Origin of the sequence: Candidatus Palauibacter polyketidifaciens (genome assembly GCF_947581785.1) — a bacterium.
Taxonomy (GTDB): Bacteria; Gemmatimonadota; Gemmatimonadetes; order Palauibacterales; family Palauibacteraceae; genus Palauibacter; species Palauibacter polyketidifaciens.
The window spans coordinates 115,875-133,637 of record NZ_CANPVO010000013.1 but is presented as its reverse complement, the minus strand read 5'-3'; the positions used below and the strand labels follow the sequence as shown (position 1 = coordinate 133,637).

Annotated in this window: 17 protein-coding genes; 6 read left to right on the top strand and 11 right to left on the bottom strand. The window is 67.5% G+C overall.

Features of this window, described 5'->3' with window-relative positions; all coding sequences use genetic code 11:
* Nucleotides 1-92 precede the first annotated feature (92 nt).
* The 4 genes from RN729_RS02785 to RN729_RS02770 are packed head-to-tail and all read right to left on the bottom strand — an operon-like array spanning nucleotide 93 to nucleotide 3,620.
* On the bottom strand, nucleotides 93-665 hold the full coding sequence (locus tag RN729_RS02785) for a choice-of-anchor V domain-containing protein (RefSeq protein WP_310782151.1): 573 nt from the start codon (nucleotides 663-665) through the stop codon (nucleotides 93-95).
* Nucleotides 665-1,720, bottom strand: a complete 1,056-nt coding sequence (locus tag RN729_RS02780) for a hypothetical protein (RefSeq protein WP_310782150.1) — start codon at nucleotides 1,718-1,720, stop codon at nucleotides 665-667. Before RN729_RS02780 ends, RN729_RS02785 begins: the two co-directional genes overlap by 1 nt.
* Complete coding sequence (locus RN729_RS02775) at nucleotides 1,717-3,216, bottom strand: hypothetical protein (RefSeq protein WP_310782149.1); 1,500 nt, start codon at nucleotides 3,214-3,216, stop codon at nucleotides 1,717-1,719. Before RN729_RS02775 ends, RN729_RS02780 begins: the two co-directional genes overlap by 4 nt.
* Entirely contained in the window at nucleotides 3,180-3,620 is a 441-nt protein-coding gene (locus RN729_RS02770) for an SRPBCC domain-containing protein (protein ID WP_310782148.1), read from the bottom strand. Before RN729_RS02770 ends, RN729_RS02775 begins: the two co-directional genes overlap by 37 nt.
* A 110-nt stretch (nucleotides 3,621-3,730) precedes the next feature.
* On the opposite strand from RN729_RS02770, the gene RN729_RS02765 reads away from it, so the two are divergent.
* The 6 genes from RN729_RS02765 (at nucleotide 3,731) to RN729_RS02740 (ending at nucleotide 9,170) form a co-directional block, all read left to right on the top strand.
* Nucleotides 3,731-4,303 carry a hypothetical protein gene (locus tag RN729_RS02765; RefSeq protein WP_310782147.1) on the top strand — a complete coding sequence of 191 codons (573 nt, stop codon included), beginning with the start codon at nucleotides 3,731-3,733 and terminating at the stop codon, nucleotides 4,301-4,303.
* A 136-nt stretch (nucleotides 4,304-4,439) separates the two neighbouring features.
* A complete protein-coding gene (locus RN729_RS02760; RefSeq protein WP_310782146.1) occupies nucleotides 4,440-5,984 on the top strand; it encodes a hypothetical protein in 1,545 nt (514 codons plus the stop codon).
* A 67-nt stretch (nucleotides 5,985-6,051) separates the two neighbouring features.
* On the top strand, nucleotides 6,052-6,333 hold the full coding sequence (locus tag RN729_RS02755) for a hypothetical protein (protein ID WP_310782145.1): 282 nt from the start codon (nucleotides 6,052-6,054) through the stop codon (nucleotides 6,331-6,333).
* Between the two features lie 118 nt (nucleotides 6,334-6,451).
* The gene (locus RN729_RS02750) at nucleotides 6,452-7,747 is read left to right on the top strand and encodes a 1-acyl-sn-glycerol-3-phosphate acyltransferase (RefSeq protein ID WP_310782144.1); all 1,296 of its coding nucleotides are present in this window, start codon (nucleotides 6,452-6,454) and stop codon (nucleotides 7,745-7,747) included.
* Nucleotides 7,744-8,466, top strand: a complete 723-nt coding sequence (locus RN729_RS02745; protein ID WP_310782143.1) for an ABC transporter ATP-binding protein — start codon at nucleotides 7,744-7,746, stop codon at nucleotides 8,464-8,466. Before RN729_RS02750 ends, RN729_RS02745 begins: the two co-directional genes overlap by 4 nt.
* The gene (locus tag RN729_RS02740; protein WP_310782142.1) at nucleotides 8,463-9,170 is read left to right on the top strand and encodes an ABC-2 transporter permease; all 708 of its coding nucleotides are present in this window, start codon (nucleotides 8,463-8,465) and stop codon (nucleotides 9,168-9,170) included. The genes RN729_RS02745 and RN729_RS02740 overlap by 4 nt, the downstream gene beginning before the upstream one ends.
* On the opposite strand, the gene RN729_RS02735 is transcribed toward RN729_RS02740, so the two are convergent.
* From RN729_RS02735 to dcm, 7 genes are all read right to left on the bottom strand, one after another.
* Nucleotides 9,140-9,820 carry a hypothetical protein gene (locus RN729_RS02735; protein ID WP_310782141.1) on the bottom strand — a complete coding sequence of 227 codons (681 nt, stop codon included), beginning with the start codon at nucleotides 9,818-9,820 and terminating at the stop codon, nucleotides 9,140-9,142. The two genes, RN729_RS02740 and RN729_RS02735, sit on opposite strands and share 31 nt — an antisense overlap.
* 341 nt (nucleotides 9,821-10,161) lie before the next feature.
* Nucleotides 10,162-10,689 (bottom strand): hypothetical protein, encoded by a 528-nt coding sequence (locus RN729_RS02730; RefSeq protein ID WP_310782140.1) that lies wholly within the window; start codon nucleotides 10,687-10,689, stop codon nucleotides 10,162-10,164.
* Nucleotides 10,690-10,745: 56 nt separating this feature from the next.
* Nucleotides 10,746-14,123: a hypothetical protein gene (locus tag RN729_RS02725; RefSeq protein ID WP_310782139.1), complete on the bottom strand. Its 3,378-nt coding sequence runs from the start codon at nucleotides 14,121-14,123 to the stop codon at nucleotides 10,746-10,748.
* A gap of 100 nt (nucleotides 14,124-14,223) precedes the next feature.
* Nucleotides 14,224-14,484 (bottom strand): hypothetical protein, encoded by a 261-nt coding sequence (locus RN729_RS02720; RefSeq protein ID WP_310782138.1) that lies wholly within the window; start codon nucleotides 14,482-14,484, stop codon nucleotides 14,224-14,226.
* A 102-nt stretch (nucleotides 14,485-14,586) separates the two neighbouring features.
* Complete coding sequence (locus RN729_RS02715) at nucleotides 14,587-15,804, bottom strand: type II restriction endonuclease (RefSeq protein ID WP_310782137.1); 1,218 nt, start codon at nucleotides 15,802-15,804, stop codon at nucleotides 14,587-14,589.
* A gap of 30 nt (nucleotides 15,805-15,834) precedes the next feature.
* Entirely contained in the window at nucleotides 15,835-16,269 is a 435-nt protein-coding gene (gene vsr, locus RN729_RS02710) for a DNA mismatch endonuclease Vsr (RefSeq protein WP_310782136.1), read from the bottom strand.
* A 2-nt stretch (nucleotides 16,270-16,271) separates the two neighbouring features.
* A complete protein-coding gene (gene dcm / locus RN729_RS02705; RefSeq protein ID WP_310782135.1) occupies nucleotides 16,272-17,549 on the bottom strand; it encodes a DNA (cytosine-5-)-methyltransferase in 1,278 nt (425 codons plus the stop codon).
* Nucleotides 17,550-17,763 lie beyond the last annotated feature (214 nt).

Below are 17,763 nucleotides of genomic sequence, written 5' to 3'. Positions count from 1 at the left end.
GTGGGTTCGGAGACGTTCCCGCGGGAACGTCGGAACCGGCCAGTGGCGGAACTGGCCGAATGGGACGTTCCCGCGGGAACGTGTGACCGCCGTCAGCGTCCGCGCGGCGGGACCGTGATCGAGAGGGTGTAGACGAGGTCGTCGAGGGGGGAGTCGTCGCCTCCTCCGGAGTTTGCGGCGAGGTGCAGGACGACCGGGGCGTCGGCGTCGGGAGCGCGCCACTCGAAGGTCCACTCGGCGACGCCGTCCGTCGGCGCCGAGCCCGCGCGGGTGTGCTGGACGTACTCCGTGTCGCCGCCCTCCCCGCGCACGACGGTGACGCGGTCGTCGAGCGGCCGGATCCCGCCGGCCCCGGCGCCGCGCCGATCCCCGTCTTCGAAGCGGAACGCTCCCTGGAAACCGGCGGAGAGCATGTCGAAGCTCTCGAAACGGACTGTCACCGGGTGGCGCTGGCCGGGACGGTAGCCGCCCTCGAGTCCGACGACCTGCAGCGCGGCCCCCGGTTCGTTGAGCGGAGCCCCGAAGTGACAGGTGGCGCAGGTCGGCTCCCCGAAGCCTCCCGTGTGGCCCGGCGGCGGCCCCTCGATGTGCGGGGGGCCGTGCGCCGCGACCAGCGCGAAGAGGCCCGCGGCGCAGAGCGCGGCCGCGGGCCCCGGCGGGGACATCAGCGCGAGCGCGGCGACACCACCGCTCGGCCGACCGTGTTCACGTCCGCCCCGAACCAGATCGAATCCGTGGCCGGATCGTAGTACATGTGCCGGATCGTGCCGCCCCCGCTCGGCACGTCGAGCGTGCCCACGAACTCCTCCGTGTCCGTATCGAAGCCCACGAACCGGTTCGGCTGGATTCCCGTCTCGACGAGCCAGACGACATCGTACTTGTCGATGGCCACCCCGTACGGGCGCGACTCCTCGCCCGCCGGCAGGTCGTATTCCCGCTGGAATCCGCCGCCCTCCTCGACGAGACCGATCTTCCCGCGGCTGTAGTCGACGTACCAGATCCGGTCCTTCGAGTCGATGACCAGGCGGCGCGGCCGCGCGCCCTCGGGCAGGTCGTAGCCGATGAGTTCGAACGAGGACGGCTCCACCATCCCGATCAGGTTCGTGTTGAAGTGCGCGATCCAGGGCCGGTTCTCCGAGTCCAGCTTGACCCCGTAGGGCCGGCTCGAGCCCATCCCGCGGCGCGTCTCCACCTCGGGCGCCTCCACCAGCCGCACCTCCCGCGACGCCTTGTCGAGGAAGCCGACCAGGTTCCCGCCCTGCACGGAGAACCAGATGTCCCCGTTGTCGTCCCAGATCAGCGTGTGCGGATCCCGCGCCCGCTCGTCCGGCATCATGATCTTGTCGATCTCGCCCGTGGCCGGATCGATGATTCCGATGTGGTTCGCCCGGTTGCCCGCGTAGTAGACCAACCCGTCATCGTCGACGATCAGGTTGTGGGGTCCCGTGCCGTCGTCCATGTCATAGCGCGTGAACTCCCCCGTGGCGGGGTCCAGCACGGCGGCGTAGTGCGCGGCCTGTCCCACGAACCAGACGCGGCCGTCCGGCCCGACGAACGGGTCGCGCGGACGGCTGTCGGGGTAGGGCACCGTCCATTCCTCGATGGTGAGCACGTCGGTCGACGCGGTGTGGTCCTGCGCCTCCGCCTCCGCGGAGCCGATGAACGTCGCCGCCGCCGCGAACCCTGCCGCCGCCGCCGCGACCCGAACTCGATGGATCATTTCCCTGCCCCCTCGATCGCTGTTGCCGCTTCATGCCTCGCCGCCCGCACCTTGGGCGTCAGATAGATATTGGCGGTCAGGCGGCCCAACAGAAAGCCGGTGAAGGCGGCGGTCGCGCCGACCCAGCCCAGCCCCCAGCCGACCGCGACGAACACGAGGGCGACGGCCGAAATCTCCGCGGCGGTCCCGACGATGATCGGACCCGTCGTCCGATGCCGGATCAGCGTGCCCCGCTGGAGCGAGAGGAGGACGCCGAGGAAGGGGACGGGGGTGAGCACCCGGGCGGCCGGAATCGCGAAGGAGGCGAGTTCGGGCGTGAGGCCGGACACGTGGACGAACCAGAGCTGCGAGAGCGGGGTGAACGCGAGAAGCGCGAGGATGCCGGAGAGCGTCGCGCCGAGACCGATCGCGAAGCGGCGGATCTCCTCGTAACCCTCGTTCCGTCGGCCCAGGAGCGCGATGACCGCGTCCTGGAAGCTGAGACCCACGGAACGGAAGATGAACCCGAGCGAGTGCACGACGGGAAACACGGCGAGCGACTCGACCGGCGACGCGGCGCGACCCATGAAGAAGGTGAGCATCGGCTGGATCGCGATGCCGATCAGCGAGGTGAGCATCAGGGGCAGGTAGAAGCGTCCGATCTCACCGAAGCCCAGTTCGCGGCCGCCGGTCCCCGCGGCCGACGCCGGATCGGCGGTCGAGACGCCGACGCGGCCGATCTCGGCGATGTCATGGGGGTCCGACGAGACCGTCACCGGGTCGGCCGCCTCCGCCGGCCGGCCGGTCGGGGCGAGCAGGGCGCGGATGGCGTCCCGGGCCATCCAGCGCGCGACCGCCGCTTCCATCACGACGCCGAACGAGAGCGCGGAGGCCCCGACCGCGGCGCCGGGGAGATCCGTGGCGATGGCGAGGATGAGCGCACCGACCGACATCGAGACGAGCCGCACGACCGTCCCGCCCGCCACGAGCCGCGTTCGCCCGGAGCGGATGAGCACGCCCTGCCAGAAGCGCCGATAGCCGATCGCGGCCGGCCATGGCAGGAAACACCACAGCGCCCCGTACGTCAGGCGCGCCAGCTCCTCCGGCAGCCCGAGCGCCCCCAGCATGAGCCCGCGGTGCACCGGCGGCACGAGCACGACGAGGAGCATCAGCGTGGAGAAGGCGTTCAGCCCGTGCGCGAACGTCCGCAGCCGCCGGTAGGAGACGGCGTCCTCCACGAGGGCCGTTGAGGCGCTCAGCAGCATGATGACCGGCGCCTCCATCAGCACGGCGAGCGCGATCGCGACGCCGTAGGCCGCCAGCCCCAGCGTGGGCTCCGGCAGCCGCGCGACGACCGCCGCCAGATAGGGCCCCTCGAACGCCATCATCAGCCATGTGGCGGCCAGCGGGGCCCAGAAGGCGAAGATCCCCCGGGCGGAAAGGCCGGTCGCCGCCCGGGCCGAGGGGGTGGGAGAGGCGTTCAGCGGAGGAGATCTTCCAGGCGCTCGAGCGACCATGTCCACCCGAGGCGGTGTCCCTCCGCGGCCTCGGCGGCGGGGAAGCCTTCATGCACGACGATGACCTCGGTCGACGCTCCGTCGGCCCGGAACTCGACCGTGACGAGCGTCTCGCCGACCGCGGCCTCCGGCTCCTCCCAGTCCCACGTATACACGAGCCGGTTCGGGGCGTCGACCTCGCGGTACACTCCGAACGCGGTATGGAGCGTCCCCTCCTCCGCCTCGATCAGGAGGCGGTACGATCCCCCGGGGACGAGATCGACCTGCGATTCGCGGATCGTCCCGCCCGGAGGGCAGGACCACCGCCGGATGCGATCCGGTTCGGTCCAGGCGTGGAACACCGCCTCCGGGGGCGCGGGAATCACCCTCCGGACGCGGCAGCGTCGATCTGCGGAATTGGACATCCGGATTCTCCTCCGAATCTGGCGCAAAGGGAACCGACGGGATCAGGTTGTCCATTCCTAGATGGTCGGCGACTCGTCGGGCAAGGACCTCTCTCGATCGTGAACCGTTCGTGATTACCCGGAAGCTGCTCGTTCCAGCCGTCGTCTTCGGCCTCTGGGCCCCGGCCGAAGCGGCCGCCCAGGGCTCTCCCTCAAACCGGGATCGGTTCGCCCTGTTCACGGCCTGCCGCCCCGTTCCGGTGGAGGTCTTCGTCACCAACACCGGCGGGCCCGCCGGCATCACGACACCCGCCGTGGAGGGCATGGCGACGAGCCGGCTGCGAGCCGCCGGGATCGACGCCCCCGCCGGCAGCGCGGGCGGATCCACGCTCCAGTTGTCCGTCTTCGTCAGCGCGCAGAGACTCTCCCCAAGCGCTGTGGTGACGGTCTACGTCATCCGTTTGCGTCTCCTGAAGCTCGTGTACGACCAGCAGAGCGATCCCCGGCCGGGAGGGGCCGGGCGCCCGGCGGACTCCCCCGACGCCGCGCCGGAGTGGCTGAACTGGGCCCCGACGTGGGAAACGCCGCAACAGGGAATCGGCTTTTATCTCGGACGCGATGGGGATCCCGTCACGAGTCTGGTCGGCCGGATGCTGGACGAGTTCGTGCGCGAGTACGTGCGCGTCAACCAGGAGGCATGCTAGCGGGCCGTCGCCCGCCGGTCGATTGCCGCAGGGCGTGGCCCGAACCTAGTTTACTCGATTCCGCTGCGCGCTCGACCCGGCTGCGCGTGCCCCCATTCCGAGAGGATCGCCGTTGCGCAAGCTCCGCGTAGGTATCGTGGACCTGGTCTCGAAGGGTCCCACGAAGGCGCTGTACGCCAAGGTGATGCACGCGAACCTCGCGAGCATCATGCCGCAGGTTCTCGGCGCGTGGTGCGAGGAGGCCGGGCACGATGTGAGCCTCGTCTGCTACACCGGCTTCGAGGACCTCGTCGAGGAACTCCCGCAAGATATCGATCTGCTCTTCGTGAGCGCGTTTTCCCAGGGGGCCCAACTCGCCTACGCGATCAGCGAGATGTTCCGCCAGCGGGGGGCCGTCACCTGTATCGGCGGCCCGCACGCCCGCTGCTATCCCCAGGACGCTCAGAAGTACTTCGACTACGTGTTCGGCTTCACCGACAAGGAGGTGCTCAACGGAGTCCTCGACGACTGCCAGCCGCAGCGGCCCCTGGGCCGCCACGTGACGGCCGAGACGCAGCCGGTGTCCCTGCCCGGTGTGCGCGCACGCTGGAAGTTCATCGAGCCGACGCTCAACAAGGCACCGTTGTTCAAGATCGTCCCCATGCTCGGCAGCCTCGGGTGCCCGTACACCTGCAGCTTCTGCATCGATTCGGTCATTCCCTACCAGCCGCTCGACTTCGACGAGATGCGGGACGACCTCCGCTTCCTCGCGAAGAAGATGAAGCGGCCGATCGTCGGCTGGCACGACCCCAACTTCGGGGTCCGCTTCGATGACGTGCTGGGGGCGATCGAGGAGGCCGTCCCCCCCGGCACGATCGAGTTCATCGCCGAGAGCAGCCTCTCCCTGCTCGGGGAGCCGCGGCTCAAGCGACTCGCGAAAGCCGGCTTCCGTGCGATCCTGCCCGGCGTCGAGTCGTGGTACATGCTGGGGAACAAGTCGAAGTCCCGGAACCGTCACGGGCTCGAGAAGGTCCGCCAGGTGTCGGACCATTCCAACCTCATCACGAGCTACATCCCCTATCTCCAGACCAACTTCGTGATGGGTCTCGATTGTGACGAAGGCCCCGAGCCCTTCGAGCTCACGAAGAAGTTCCTGGATGCCTCGCCCGCCGCCTTCCCGGGCTACTCCCTGCTGACGTCGTTCGGAGAGGCGGCCCCCCTCAACCTCGAATACCAGCAGGAAGGGCGGGTGCTCGGCTTCCCGTTCCACTTCCTCAACAACAATCACGCGATGAACCTCAAGCCGAAGAACTACGAGTGGATCGAGTTCTACGACCACGTCATCGACCTCACGCAGTACAGCTTCTCGAAGCGGGCGGTCTGGCGTCGGCTGAGGGCCAACCGCGGCGGCATCCCACGGCTCCTGAACGCCGTGCGCGCACTCTCGTCGGAGGGGAACGGGAGGATCGCCTACTACACGACCGTGCGCGACAAGCTCAAGTCGGACCGGAAGTTCCGGGACTACTTCGAGGGCGAGACGCAGGAGTTGCCGCAGTTCTACATCGACCGCGTGAAGCACGATCTCGGGCCGCTGTGGGAGTTCCTGCCGGAGGGCGCGATCGAGCACGACCCCTACGCCTATATCAAGAGCACGGGCGGCGCGGCCCCGGTGCAGGCGCGGGCCGGAGCGGTCGTCCACTAGTCGAGGAAAGGTCCCGCGTCCGGGGAGGTCCGTCCCGGGCCGGACCCCCGAAGCGAGCCACGTCGCGATGTCCAGAGCCTTCGTCAACGAAGACGCGACGCACGAACCCGAGCCGCGCTACGCGCTCCCGCCGCGTGAGTCGCCGCGCTTCGACGCGGCCGCCGCGCGGGCCCTCCTGGAGGGCGCCCACATCGGCAACACGCACAGCGCCGAGACCGCGACCGGCTACGGCTGGGGCGACCCCGCCCTGGCGCCGCACATCGAGGATCTGATCGGCGAGGCGGAGGGACTCGGCGACGAGCGCATGGCTCGCCTCGGGCGACGCTACCTGCGCGCGGCCCGCCGCTGACGGGAGGCGAAGAGGCCGCCGCACTCGACCCACGACGGGGGATGGAGGCGGAAACCTGGACCGGATACCGAGGCTGATCGCCGGCATCACCGGAACCGCGGCCGCGCTCTTCTATCGCGTGGACCGGCATGGGCCTCCGCTCCCGGACGGTCCGTTGATCGTGGCGGCCAACCATCCCAACAGCCTTGTCGATGCCATGCTGATCTTCCGGTGCAGCGACCGGATCACGCGGCCGCTGGGTCGCGCACCGCTCTTCGACCGGTTCCTTCTGGGTCCGATGCTGCGGGCGCTGGGCGGCATACCGGTCCACCGCAGGGAGGACGATCCCGAGGCAATGCACCGCAACGAGGAGATGTTCCGGTCGGCGGTCGACGTGCTCCACGGGGGCGGCGCCATCCAGATCTATCCCGAGGGCAAGAGCCACTCCGAGGCGCGCCTGGCGGAGTTCCGCACGGGGACCGCGCGGATCGCGCTGCAGGCGGAGGAGGGCGCCGACTGGGGGCTCGGGCTGTCGATCGCGCCCGTGGGGATCACCTATGCCGCCAAGGAGTTGGCCAGAACCGAGGTCGCCGTGCGGTTCGGCAAGGCGTTCGGGTGCGCGGACCTGAAGGAGGCGTACCGGGAGGATCCCGTCGCCGCGGGGCGCAGGCTCACCGAGCGGATCGAGCGGGGGGTGCGCCGCGAGACGCTGAACTTCGGCCGCCCCCGAGACCGGATTCTCGTCGAGGTGGCGGAGCAGCTCTACGTCCGTGAATTGCGGTGGGTGCCGTGGCGGACCCGGGAGCCGCTGGGGACGCGCTTCCCCCGCCTGCAGCGTTTCGCGCGGGGCCTGGAATGGATCCGCCGGGCGCACCCCGAGGAGCACCGCCGCCTGGTGGAAAAGGTGGCGCGGTATGCCCGGCTGAGCGACGAGCTCCGTGCCGGGGAAGGGGACGTGCCTCCCCGCTACAGCTTCCTCCCGGTCGCGAAGTACGTCGTCGTGCGCGGAACGCTCCTGGCGCTTGGGCTTCCCTTCGCGGTGGCCGGATCCCTGCTCTGGGCTCCCATAGTCCGGCTGCCCGGCTTCGTCGTCAGGCTCGTGAAACCCGAGCTCGAGGTCACCGCGACGGTCAAGCTGGGGACGCTCCTGGCCGGGACGTGTGCGGCCTGGATCCTGGGGCCCGTGCTGGGCTATCTCGTGGGGGGATGGACGGTCGCCGCGGTGGCGGCCGTGGTGCCCCCCGCGTGCGGCTTCGTGGCGATGCTGTGGATGGAACTCGCCCGCGAGGTGCGAGAGGACACCGCCGTCTTCCTGAGGCTGCAGGGCCGCCCCGATCGCCGCGAGCAGTTCGCCAGACTGCGCTCGGAACTCACCGAGACCCTCCGGCAGCTGGAAGAGCAGTGGATGGATGAACGCCAGGTTCATAAGAGATGATCGTTACGCGAGACCCCGACATCGAGCTGTGCTCCTTCGCGGTCAAGTACCCGTTGTTCGAGCTTGAACCACTCAGCATCGAACTGACCGCGGGTGAACGCGTGGCCCTCGTCGGTCCGAACGGGGCGGGGAAGACCACGATCCCGCGGGCGCTCTCGGGGTTGCTGCCGGAGTACGAAGGCGACGTGCGGTTCGGAGGCGTCGATACGCGCACGCTCCTCCCCGGCTTGCACAATCACGTTCGCGTGATGCCGGAAAGACTCCTCGGATTCGCCGGAATGACAGTTCGGCAGCACTTCGACCTGCTTGCACGCTTCTACGACAACTGGGATCGCGACTACGAGGCGCGATTGACGGATCGCCTGGAGATTTCCGACGCCGCGAGTCTGGGAACTCTTTCGAGCGGTACCAAGGCGAAGGTTGCGTTCGTGTCGGCGGAGGCCTGCCGACCCCGCGTCCTGCTCCTCGACGAGCCGACGGCCGGCCTTGACCCGGTCATGCGCCGGCGCCTAATGGACGTCGTCGTCGAGAGCCTGGACGAAGACCCGGGTAGAGTCCTGCTGTTCTCGACCCACATCCTCGAGGATGTCGAATGGCTGGCCGAACGCGTGCTGGTCCTCGTCGACGGAACCATGATCGCCGACCGTGCCGTGCGACACATGCGCGCCGACTACGCGTCGCTGGCGGATGCCCTCTACGACCTTCTGGACGCCCATTGAACCTGCGGCATGTCGGCGACCTGACCCGCGTGGAAATCCAGCGCGCCAAGCCCCTGTTGGTGCGCCTGTATCTTGCCGGGGCGGCCGGTCTCGTCCTGTTCTACGTCATCGGACGGGCCACCGACGAGAACGTCCTGGTGGTCGTCATGGGCGTGACGTTGGGGTTGGTCGTGGCGGTGCCCATCGCCGTCATGCGAGACAAGCTCGATCGGACATTGGAGTTCCTGCTGTCCCTTCCGGTGACCGTAGCCGATCTCGTTGCGGCCCGTTTCCTTGCGGCGGCCGCGGGGTTGTTGCCCGGCGTGATCGCCACCGGCGTGACGCTCATGCTGGTCGAGCCGCCCGCCGAGTGGGGGGTGCTTGTGGGGGTGGCGCCGTTTCAGATCGCGCTGGGGTACTGGGCGCTGCTCACGCTTGCGGCCTGGTGCCTGACGGCCGCTGCGGCCTGTGAACTGACGAGACTCATCAGTTGGTCGATCGCGGCGATGGTCGTCCTTCTGGCCTGGGTCGCGCCGTGGGCGCTCGGCCTGCTGCAACGCGAAGGCATCGGCGCCGCACTCCGGTCATTCCTGGAGCATCCCTACGCCCTCATCGCCATTGGAGTGGTCACGCTGGCCATCTTCACGTTGCTCGCCGCCGCCGCCTTCGGTATCGCTCAGCGGGGCGTGGCACGCTATCCCTCTCGGCCCGACAAACCTCTCTGACCGGACGGCCCACCACCACGGCCCAGATCCGCTTTGCGAATGCGGTATCTGAGGATCGTGCGGTATTCGTCGGGGTTGCCGGGGCCGGCCATGCTCGGGCCGACGATGTACTCCTCCTCGTGTCCGCCGAACGTCTCGTAGCCCCCGGCCTCGACGAACGCCTTGAGGCGCTCGATCGTGGGCTGCTCGGCGTCGTAGCGGCCGATGTGGAGGATCTCCGCGACGGTTCCGTACTCCCACGTCGTGATCGAGGCGGTCACGCCGTCCGGCGGCGTGTGCTCCGGCAGCGATTCCACGGCCTCAGGGACGGGTAGCGCGTAGCGGCCGATCCATTCGCTCCTCGGAATCTCGTCCAGCCCCTCCTGCCAGCGCGCGCGGGCGACCGCGGGCGTGAACCCGGTCGCCGCTCCGCTCGAGAAGTAGAGCTGGAAGAGGAGCCCGAACGCGGCGCTGCCCACGTCGTCCGGATCGCCAACGGCCCCCACTTCCAACACCCGCTCGTCCGCCCGCTCCACGATCCGCGGCTCGACCAAGTGCTCGTACGCCGCGGGATCGACCCCCTGCGCTCCGAGTTCGGTCGCTTGGACCGCCGCCCAGAGGACCCACACCAGGCACACGGCAGCCCAGCGCAAGGACGTGTGGTCCCTCACCACCGATCGCTCCGGGCATCGTCGAGGTCACGAAGCAACTCGCGAAGCGTAGTCACCGGCGGCCCACCCCGGGGGGGTTCGGTACCGGGCGAGAGCGCGGGCGTCAACCAGTCGCACGTTTCCCGCACCGGACTACGTACTCCCTCTGCCTCGAAATCGAGGTGTTTCAGCGGAGAGCGAGAAAGGAGTTCATGCAGCGTAGCCGGAGATCGCCGGGAGTCCGGTTCGGGATTGCTTCGCTTCAAGGTTGTGCCTCCGATCTCGGGTGATCAGTCCGGCCAGATGATCTGTGCCGGAGCGAACGATCGCCACCCCACCGGTTCGAGACCGTACCGTGGCCCCTACTCAGAGGTCCGGAAATTCTCGAGGCGGATGGCCCACCAGACGGCGGCGACGGCGGCGGCGCTGGCGAGGAGGTGGAGGGCGAGGCCGATCTGCTCGGCGGACTCCAGGGCGCCGATGCGGTCCAGGAGAAGGCGCCAGTTGTTCGAGTGATCGCCGATCACGGGGAGGGCAAGGCGGTGCGCGCCGGCCATGGACTCCGCCGCGTACATCAGGCTCTCGGCCGACCAGAGCGCGCTCACCGCCGCCGGAGTCGCCTCCCCCCGCCGCCACAGCCGGTACGTGATGTAGAGGGGCACGGCGAGCTGAAGCAGCGGTCCGGCCAGGACGGCGAGCGTTTCTCCGCCGGCCGAAAGCCGGGCCAGCGGCGAGAAGACGACGCGGCCGACCTCGTGGTTGAGGAGGTTGATTCCGTCCACCCAGTGGTAGCGGTAGAAGAAGACGAGCCACGCGGTGTACACGCACATGACGACGAGCCCCACCCGCCGGGGCCCGATCGTCTTCCACAGGTACGAGAGGATCTTCACGCGGGACCGCCACCCGCCGGGTTACCGGAGCCGACCCCGCGCGCGAAAGCCGACACCTACCCGTTCGGCGGCCAGTCGGGGAGCGCGCGGCCCGTCGTCCACGGCACGCCGGCCGCCTCCAACCGCGCCTCGAGCGCCGGCAGGTCCGCCTCGATCAACTGCTGCATGTCGGGATAGAGCGCGGTGAATGCGTCGTTCGCGATCCGGTACTGCTCGCGGTGCGTCTGCGTGGGGCCGTGCAGGCCGTTCCAGTGGCCGCGCACGACCTGGTTCACGCGCGCCACGATCCCCGGCATCTCGGGCTCGGCGCGGGAGGCCCGCGTGCGCGAGCCGTTCAGCGTCTCCTGCAGGTCGAGGAGCTGCAGCTCGAGCGCGCGGGCCTCCTGCCGGAGGGCCGGATCGGCCGACGGCCAGCGGTCCAGGGCCTGCTTCATGGCCGAGATGCGGGCCATCGCGGCCCCCGCCACACGCTGCGTCCCGGAGACGGCGCGGAGCAGCTCCCCGGTCTGTCGCTGGAAGGCGAGCACCGCCGCCCGGTCCTGGAGCGGGATCGCCGAGCCCCCCATGGGCGCGATCTCGAACGGCACCGGCCCGGCCAGCTCGGTCACCTCGCCGTCCACGCGCTGCGAGAGCGACACCGTGTAGCTCCCGGGCAACGCCATGGGCCCGTTGCCGCCCCCGCCTCCGAACCCGCCGAAGCCGCCCCCGCCACCGCCGCCGCCCGTGACCGGGTTGTAGCCCGGGTACCGGTAGTTCCACGTCGCCCGGCGCATGCCGCGCGAGGTCGACCCGTTCACCGTGTTCACGATGTTCCCGTCGTCGTCCCGGATCGTGAGGAACACCCTCGGCGCCTCCTCCCGGTCTTCCGCCTCCAGCTCCTCCCACGTCGGATAGGGCGTATCTTCCCCCCGCCGCTGCGCCCGCCTCTCCTCGGCCCGCCGCGCAGCCTCCCGCGTCCGCAGCGTCTCGCCCACGTAGTAGGTGAACGTGACCCCGAAGTCCGGGTTGTCCGCCGTGTAGAAGTCCGCCCCGTTCGTCCCGCCCGGGCTCCAGCGCAGGAACATCTCCCCGTCCTTCACGTCGAAGATGTGCCCGTCCGAGGCGAGGATCTCGTCCGAGCGCGCGGCGAGTTCCCGCAGCGGCGTGTAGTCGTCCACCACGTAGAAGCTGCGCCCGAAGGTCGCCGCGACGAGATCACCCTCCCGCTTCTGGATCTCCAGCTCGCGCACCGGGATCGTCGGCAGCCCCGTCCCCAGTTCCATCCACGACTCGCCCCCGTTCACCGACGTGAAGGCCGAGAACTCCGTCCCCAGGAAGAGCAGGTTCGGCTCCACGTGGTCCTGCACGATCGAGAAGGCGGGTCCATTCTCCGGGAGATCCCCCGAGATCGAGGTCCACGTCACCCCGCGGTCCGTCGACTTGAGCACGTAAGGCTGGAAGTCGCCGCGCTTGAAGTTGTTGATGACGGCGAACACCGTGTTGGGATCGTGCAGCGACGCCTCCACGTCGTGCACGAAGCTCGTGTCCGGCACCCCCGGGAAGCTCTCCACCGCGCGCCAGTTCTCGCCCCCGTCCTCCGTCACCTGCACGAGCCCGTCGTCCGTGCCCGCGTAGATGAGCCCCTCCACGAAGGGAGACTCCGAGACCGCCACGATGTGCCCGAACACGGACGTCGAGCGGTTCTTGCCGACCGCGTCCACGCTCCACACCCGCCCCATCACCTCGAGCTGGTTGCGGTCGAGGTTGCGCGTGAGGTCGCCCGAGATCGGCCGCCAGGTCGAGGCCTGGTCGTCGGACTGGAAGAGGATCTGCGCCCCGTAGTAGAGGCGGTGGTTGTCGTGCGGCGACATGTGGAGCGCCGCGTCCCAGTACCAGCGCAGCGGCGGCCCGTCCGCGTCCTCCTGCGGCTGGATGTCGAGCCGTTCCTTCGACACGCGGTCGAAGCGCGACAGCACGCCGTTCTGAAGCTGGGAGTAGATGATGTCCGGGTTCTCGGGGTCGATGACGGGGTCGAACCCGTCGCCCCCCAGCGTCACGTACCAGTCCGAGTTCCGGATCCCCGCGTTGTCGGCCGTCCGCGAGGGGCCGCCGAGCGTGTTGTTGTCCTGCGTCCCCCCGTACACGTAGTAGAACGGCTCGTCGTTCGAGGTCGCGACCTTGTAGAACTGCGTGAGCGGCAGGTTGCGGAAGAAGTGCCAGTTCTCCCCGAAGTCCCACGTCTCGTAGAGTCCCCCGTCGTTGCCGAGGATGAGGTGGTCCGGGTCGTCCGGATCGAACGTCAGCGCGTGATGGTCCACGTGGACGCCCTGCGTCGGGAACCGCTCCCACGTCTCTCCGCCGTCCTCCGACACCTGCAGGAAGGTGTCGAGCGAGTAGATGCGGTCGAAGCGGTGCGGATCCGCATACAGTTCGTGGTAGTACATCGGCGCGCCCGACTGGTAGCGCGACGTCCGCGACCAGTTCTCCCCCATGTTCTCCGACCGGAAGGTCCCCCCGGCGTCGCCGCTCGCCTCCACGATCGCGTACAGGACGTCCGGGCTCTGCGGCGAGATCGCGAACCCGATGCGCCCCTTGTCCCCCGAGGGAAGGCCGCGGTTGATCTCGCGCCACGTATTCCCGCCGTCCGTCGACTTGTGGATTCCGGAGCCCGGCCCGCCGTCGATCATCGTCCACTGGTGGCGCCGCCGCTGCCACGACGTGGCGTACATCACGTCCGGGTTCCTCGCGTCGAAATAGACCTCGTTCACGCCCGTGTGCTCGTCGATCTCGAGCACGCGCTCCCACGTCTCGCCCCCGTCGGTCGTTCGGTACAGCCCACGCTCGCCGCCCGCGTTCCACAGCGGCCCCTGTGCGGCCACGAAGACGACATCCGAATCGTCCGGGTGGATCTGGATCTTCCCGATGTGCTCGGAGGTCTCGAGTCCCATGTTCCGGAACGAGCGCCCCCCGTCGATCGACTTGTAGACGCCGTCCCCGTACCCGACCGAGCGCTGCCCGTTGTTCTCCCCCGTCCCCACCCACAGCGTGAGGTGGTCGTTGGGGTCGAGCGCGATAGCCCCGATGGAGTACGAGCCGTAGTCGTCGAAGATCGGCGTCCAGGTCGTTCCCGCGTTCGTCGTCTTCCACACGTTCCCGGAGGAGGCCGCGACGTACCACACGCTCCGGTCCGTGGGATCCACCGCGATGTCCGCGATTCGCCCGGACGCGATGGCGGGACCGATGCTGCGCCACCCGATGCCGGAGATGAACCCGGAGTTCAGTTCGGGCGCGCCGTCCTCGTCATCCTCGCCGTCCTGGGCGGCGAGCACCCCGGGAGTACCGAGGACGCCGAGTGCGCCGAGACTCGCCATCCCCGCGAGGAGAAGGGCGGGGAAGCGGGAGGTGGCGCCGCGGCGGGCGTACCGGTTCGCGTGGAGTCTCTCGAAATCGATCATGATCGCACCTTGTGCCGGTGGCTGGTGGCTATCGGGCAGTTTCGCCTGTGGGATTCGCAGGTTGGGAAGGTCGGCCCGAGGACGGGCGGCGGGCAACCCGTCAGCTCGAATCGATCTCGGGATCGGGCGGGTGGACTCCGAACAGGTGCCCCTCGACGCGGGCGACCCGGTCCGCCGCGGCCACCCGCGTCTCCACGAGTTCGGCGCGGACGGCGTCGATGCGGTTGCCCAGGCGCTCGTCCACCCCGCGGATTTCAGCGCGCAGTTCCTTGCGCAGGTTGCGCGACAGCCTGCAGAAGATGACGCAAACGCCGATCAACGTGGCCGACAGGATGAGGTCGGCGATGAGATCCGTTCCCATGGTGTCGCTGAGACTCCCGTGAAGGTTCGCGAACGAGCGAGGGCTCCCGCCCCGGCGCCTGCTCGACCCGTCCCGAACCTACGGACCCCCGTCAACGTGCCATCATCCCGGCGCACGCTCGACGTGTCGAATAAACTCCCCTAGGCTCCACAGCCATCCCTGTTGCTCATCGGTGTAGCTCGCATGGATGGCGCGTGGAACAACCAGTTGCAGGTTGGACGCATCCATCTGGTGCGTCTGAGGCTCGGATATCCCTGGCTCCAGCGTCAACAGGTGTTTTCGAGGGATTTTCTCGGCTTCGGCCAACACCTGACGCCAGCGTTCTTTGCACGTCGACTTGACTCCGAGCATCGCCAAGCATGCCGACCCGCCGGCCGGTGCGGCGTGGTATGCGTCCGAGTCGGGAAACAGGAAATCCGGCCTGTGATTGTGCTCCGTCACGGCTCCGCGGACGTACGAGATCTTGGCCGCCACGAGAATCGCCTCCACATGGTTCTCTAGGGAATGGCCCATTCGTGACTTCCGTCGATTCTGGACGCTAAGAGAAAAGCCTAGGAAACCGTCGACATCGACTCCACTTTCTCGTACAAAGCCGCGCTCGATACGGTCGGCAACGACTCTCCTCTCGAGACATCGGAACAGAGCTTCCTCATGATCCAACCAAGCAAGAAGAGCAGCGTCGGGGTCTTCCTCGGGACTCACGACATCAAAGAGGCTCCGGCGCGCGAGTTCCGAAAACTCAGCCGTCTTCGGGAACGTGGTACCATATCCCTCGACAAGTGAGTCGAGTTCGGCCTCATAAGGTTCTTCGAACTCGATCCCGAGTTCGTCGAAGATGAATCCGGCGGCGAAACCCAATTCGGGCTCGCCGCTGCGAACATCTCGCGATACGAAGGACTCGTCGGCGCGCACACCAAAGAGCCACGAAAGCTGCTGTTCGCTGGTCGATCCGCGTGGGCACACGATGAAGTAGAGGGCTCCATCCTTGCGCAGCCCGAGGAATAACGTGTCGCCCGCGTTCATGGATTCCGTGACGGCGTTGGCGGGGTAATAGAGCCGCCATTCCGGGCGACGGTGAGGCTGGTTTTCTCGGGTGTCGTAGTAGGTGGCAGTGTCGTAGGCCGTGAGCGTCTCCGAACCCTGTCCCAGCCAGACATACCGGACGACAAAGCGCCTTCGCTCACTTCCGAGGAACTGCTCACGCATTAACGCTGTCACACCGATCTCATGCTGGTTTGATTTTTTTGGTTCAGCATCGACCGCGGACAGGTACTTTGCGCCAATCCCCAGGAAGTAGTCCCGCAGTTCTCCGCGCTTCATGGAGCTAGCCAGAATACAGGAGGTGTTCGCTCATGAGGGGCCACGGAGCCCAACAGGCCCGGCCCGGATGAGGTCGGGTAGCTCCTCCAGCACCTGATCGTCCCCAAGTTCGCACTCCCAGACTTCGATGGTCTTCCAACCCAACTCCTTGAGCAGCTGGCGGTTACGCAGATCTCTGTCACGATTCCCATTCAGTTTTGCTTCCCAGAACTCGCGGTTCGACTTCGGCATGTAGGCGAAAGGGCAGTTCTCGTGCCGATGCCAGAAGCAGCCCCTTACTTCGACGACCGTCCGAAATCTCGACAAAACGATGTCTGGTCGTCCCGGCAGATCCTTGTGATGAAGCCGGATGCGGAAGCCGGAGCGATGGAGAAAGCGGCGAACGAGCATCTCGGGCTTCGTGTCCTTGCCACGGATCCCCGCCATCATCGCACTACGGGTTCGTGCGTCTACGATGTCTGTCATCTTCAGGCGGTCTGGAGTCTGGGCATGAACTCGAGCTGATCGGAAGTGGTGGCCAGCGAAACGATGTGGGGGGCCATCGCGGCGGCGATCGCGGAAACGACGGGCACTGCGACGGCATTGCCGAACTGCTTGTACGCCTGGGTATCCGACACTGGAATCTCGAATTCGTTCTGGCCGGGTCCATCGAAGCCCATTAGCCGGGCGCACTCCCGCGGGGTCAACCGTCTCGGGTTCGAGCCGTTCTGGCGGATGAGAATCTCCGATCCGTCCTTGTAGTATCGCGCGGAAAGCGTCCTCGCCGTGTCCGCCGGACCGACCAACCCGAAGCCGAATCCGTTGCCGCGGCTCCTATGCTTGCGTGCGTACTCCTGCAGGTAGGACCAGAGGTGATCGCTTAGCGTGTACTTCCCCGACACCGCAGCGAGTTCGCCTTCCGTGAACGGCGGTTCCGCCTCCTCGGTACCATCCTCCGAATGCAGTACGCTCTCGAGCTTCGGTCCTCTTGTCGAGTCAGGGAGTTCGAGGGCCTCCAGCGAGAAGCCGGTGTCTTCTGCGAAGCCCGCGATGAAGATTCTCTCGCGGTGCTGCGGCAGGAACGATTTCGCGTCGATTACGCGAGTGGTGACGACATAACCCAACTCATCTTCCAAGGTTCTCAGAATCACGTCCATCGTACGGCCCTGATCGTGGCCCCGGAGATGTTTCACATTCTCGAGGAGAAAAGCAGTCGGTCGGCGATCCCGCAGGATTCGTGCGATGTCGAAGAACAGCGTTCCCTGCGTCTCGTCGGCAAAACCATGAGGTCGACCAAGCGAATTCTTCTTGGACACGCCTGCGACCGAGAACGGCTGGCACGGAAATCCGGCCAGCAGAAGGTTGTGAGAGGGGATGTCAGATGTGCCAACGTCGCGAATGTCCCCGGTGATCGCGTGAGTCGTGGGGAAGTTCGCCGTGTACGTTTGCCGGCAGAACCGGTCCCACTCGGAGGTGTAGATGCACCGCCCACCGTTCGCCTCGAAACCGATGCGCATGCCGCCGATGCCGGCGAATAGATCGATGAACGTGAAGTCGGAGGAGCTTGGTGCGTCGATACCAAGAGAGCCCGATCGGCCAGCGGCTCGGCGGAGAACAAGCACCGTAGCATGGTTCGGAGCCGTGTCGCCGTTCTCCCATCGCTGAATCGTCCGTCGGCTTACTGCGAGCCAGTCCGCGAGCTCGCCTTGGGAGAAACCGAGCCTTTCCCGAAGATCTCGAAGTTCTCTCGGGCTGAGAGCGGACATGGCTGGCCTCGACAAGCGGAGAGTTTGGACGGTGACGACAGAATGTCACATTTCTCTCCCGCCGGCAAGGCCGAGGTCGAGGTCATGCGGGACATTTTCGTCTCGGCGAGCCGATCGTACCCCGGCCCAGACCATCGAGCATTCCAGAATGCAACGGGCGGATGCCACATCATTGAAATCTGATCGGTAACCAGTCATATTTCAATGATGGCAA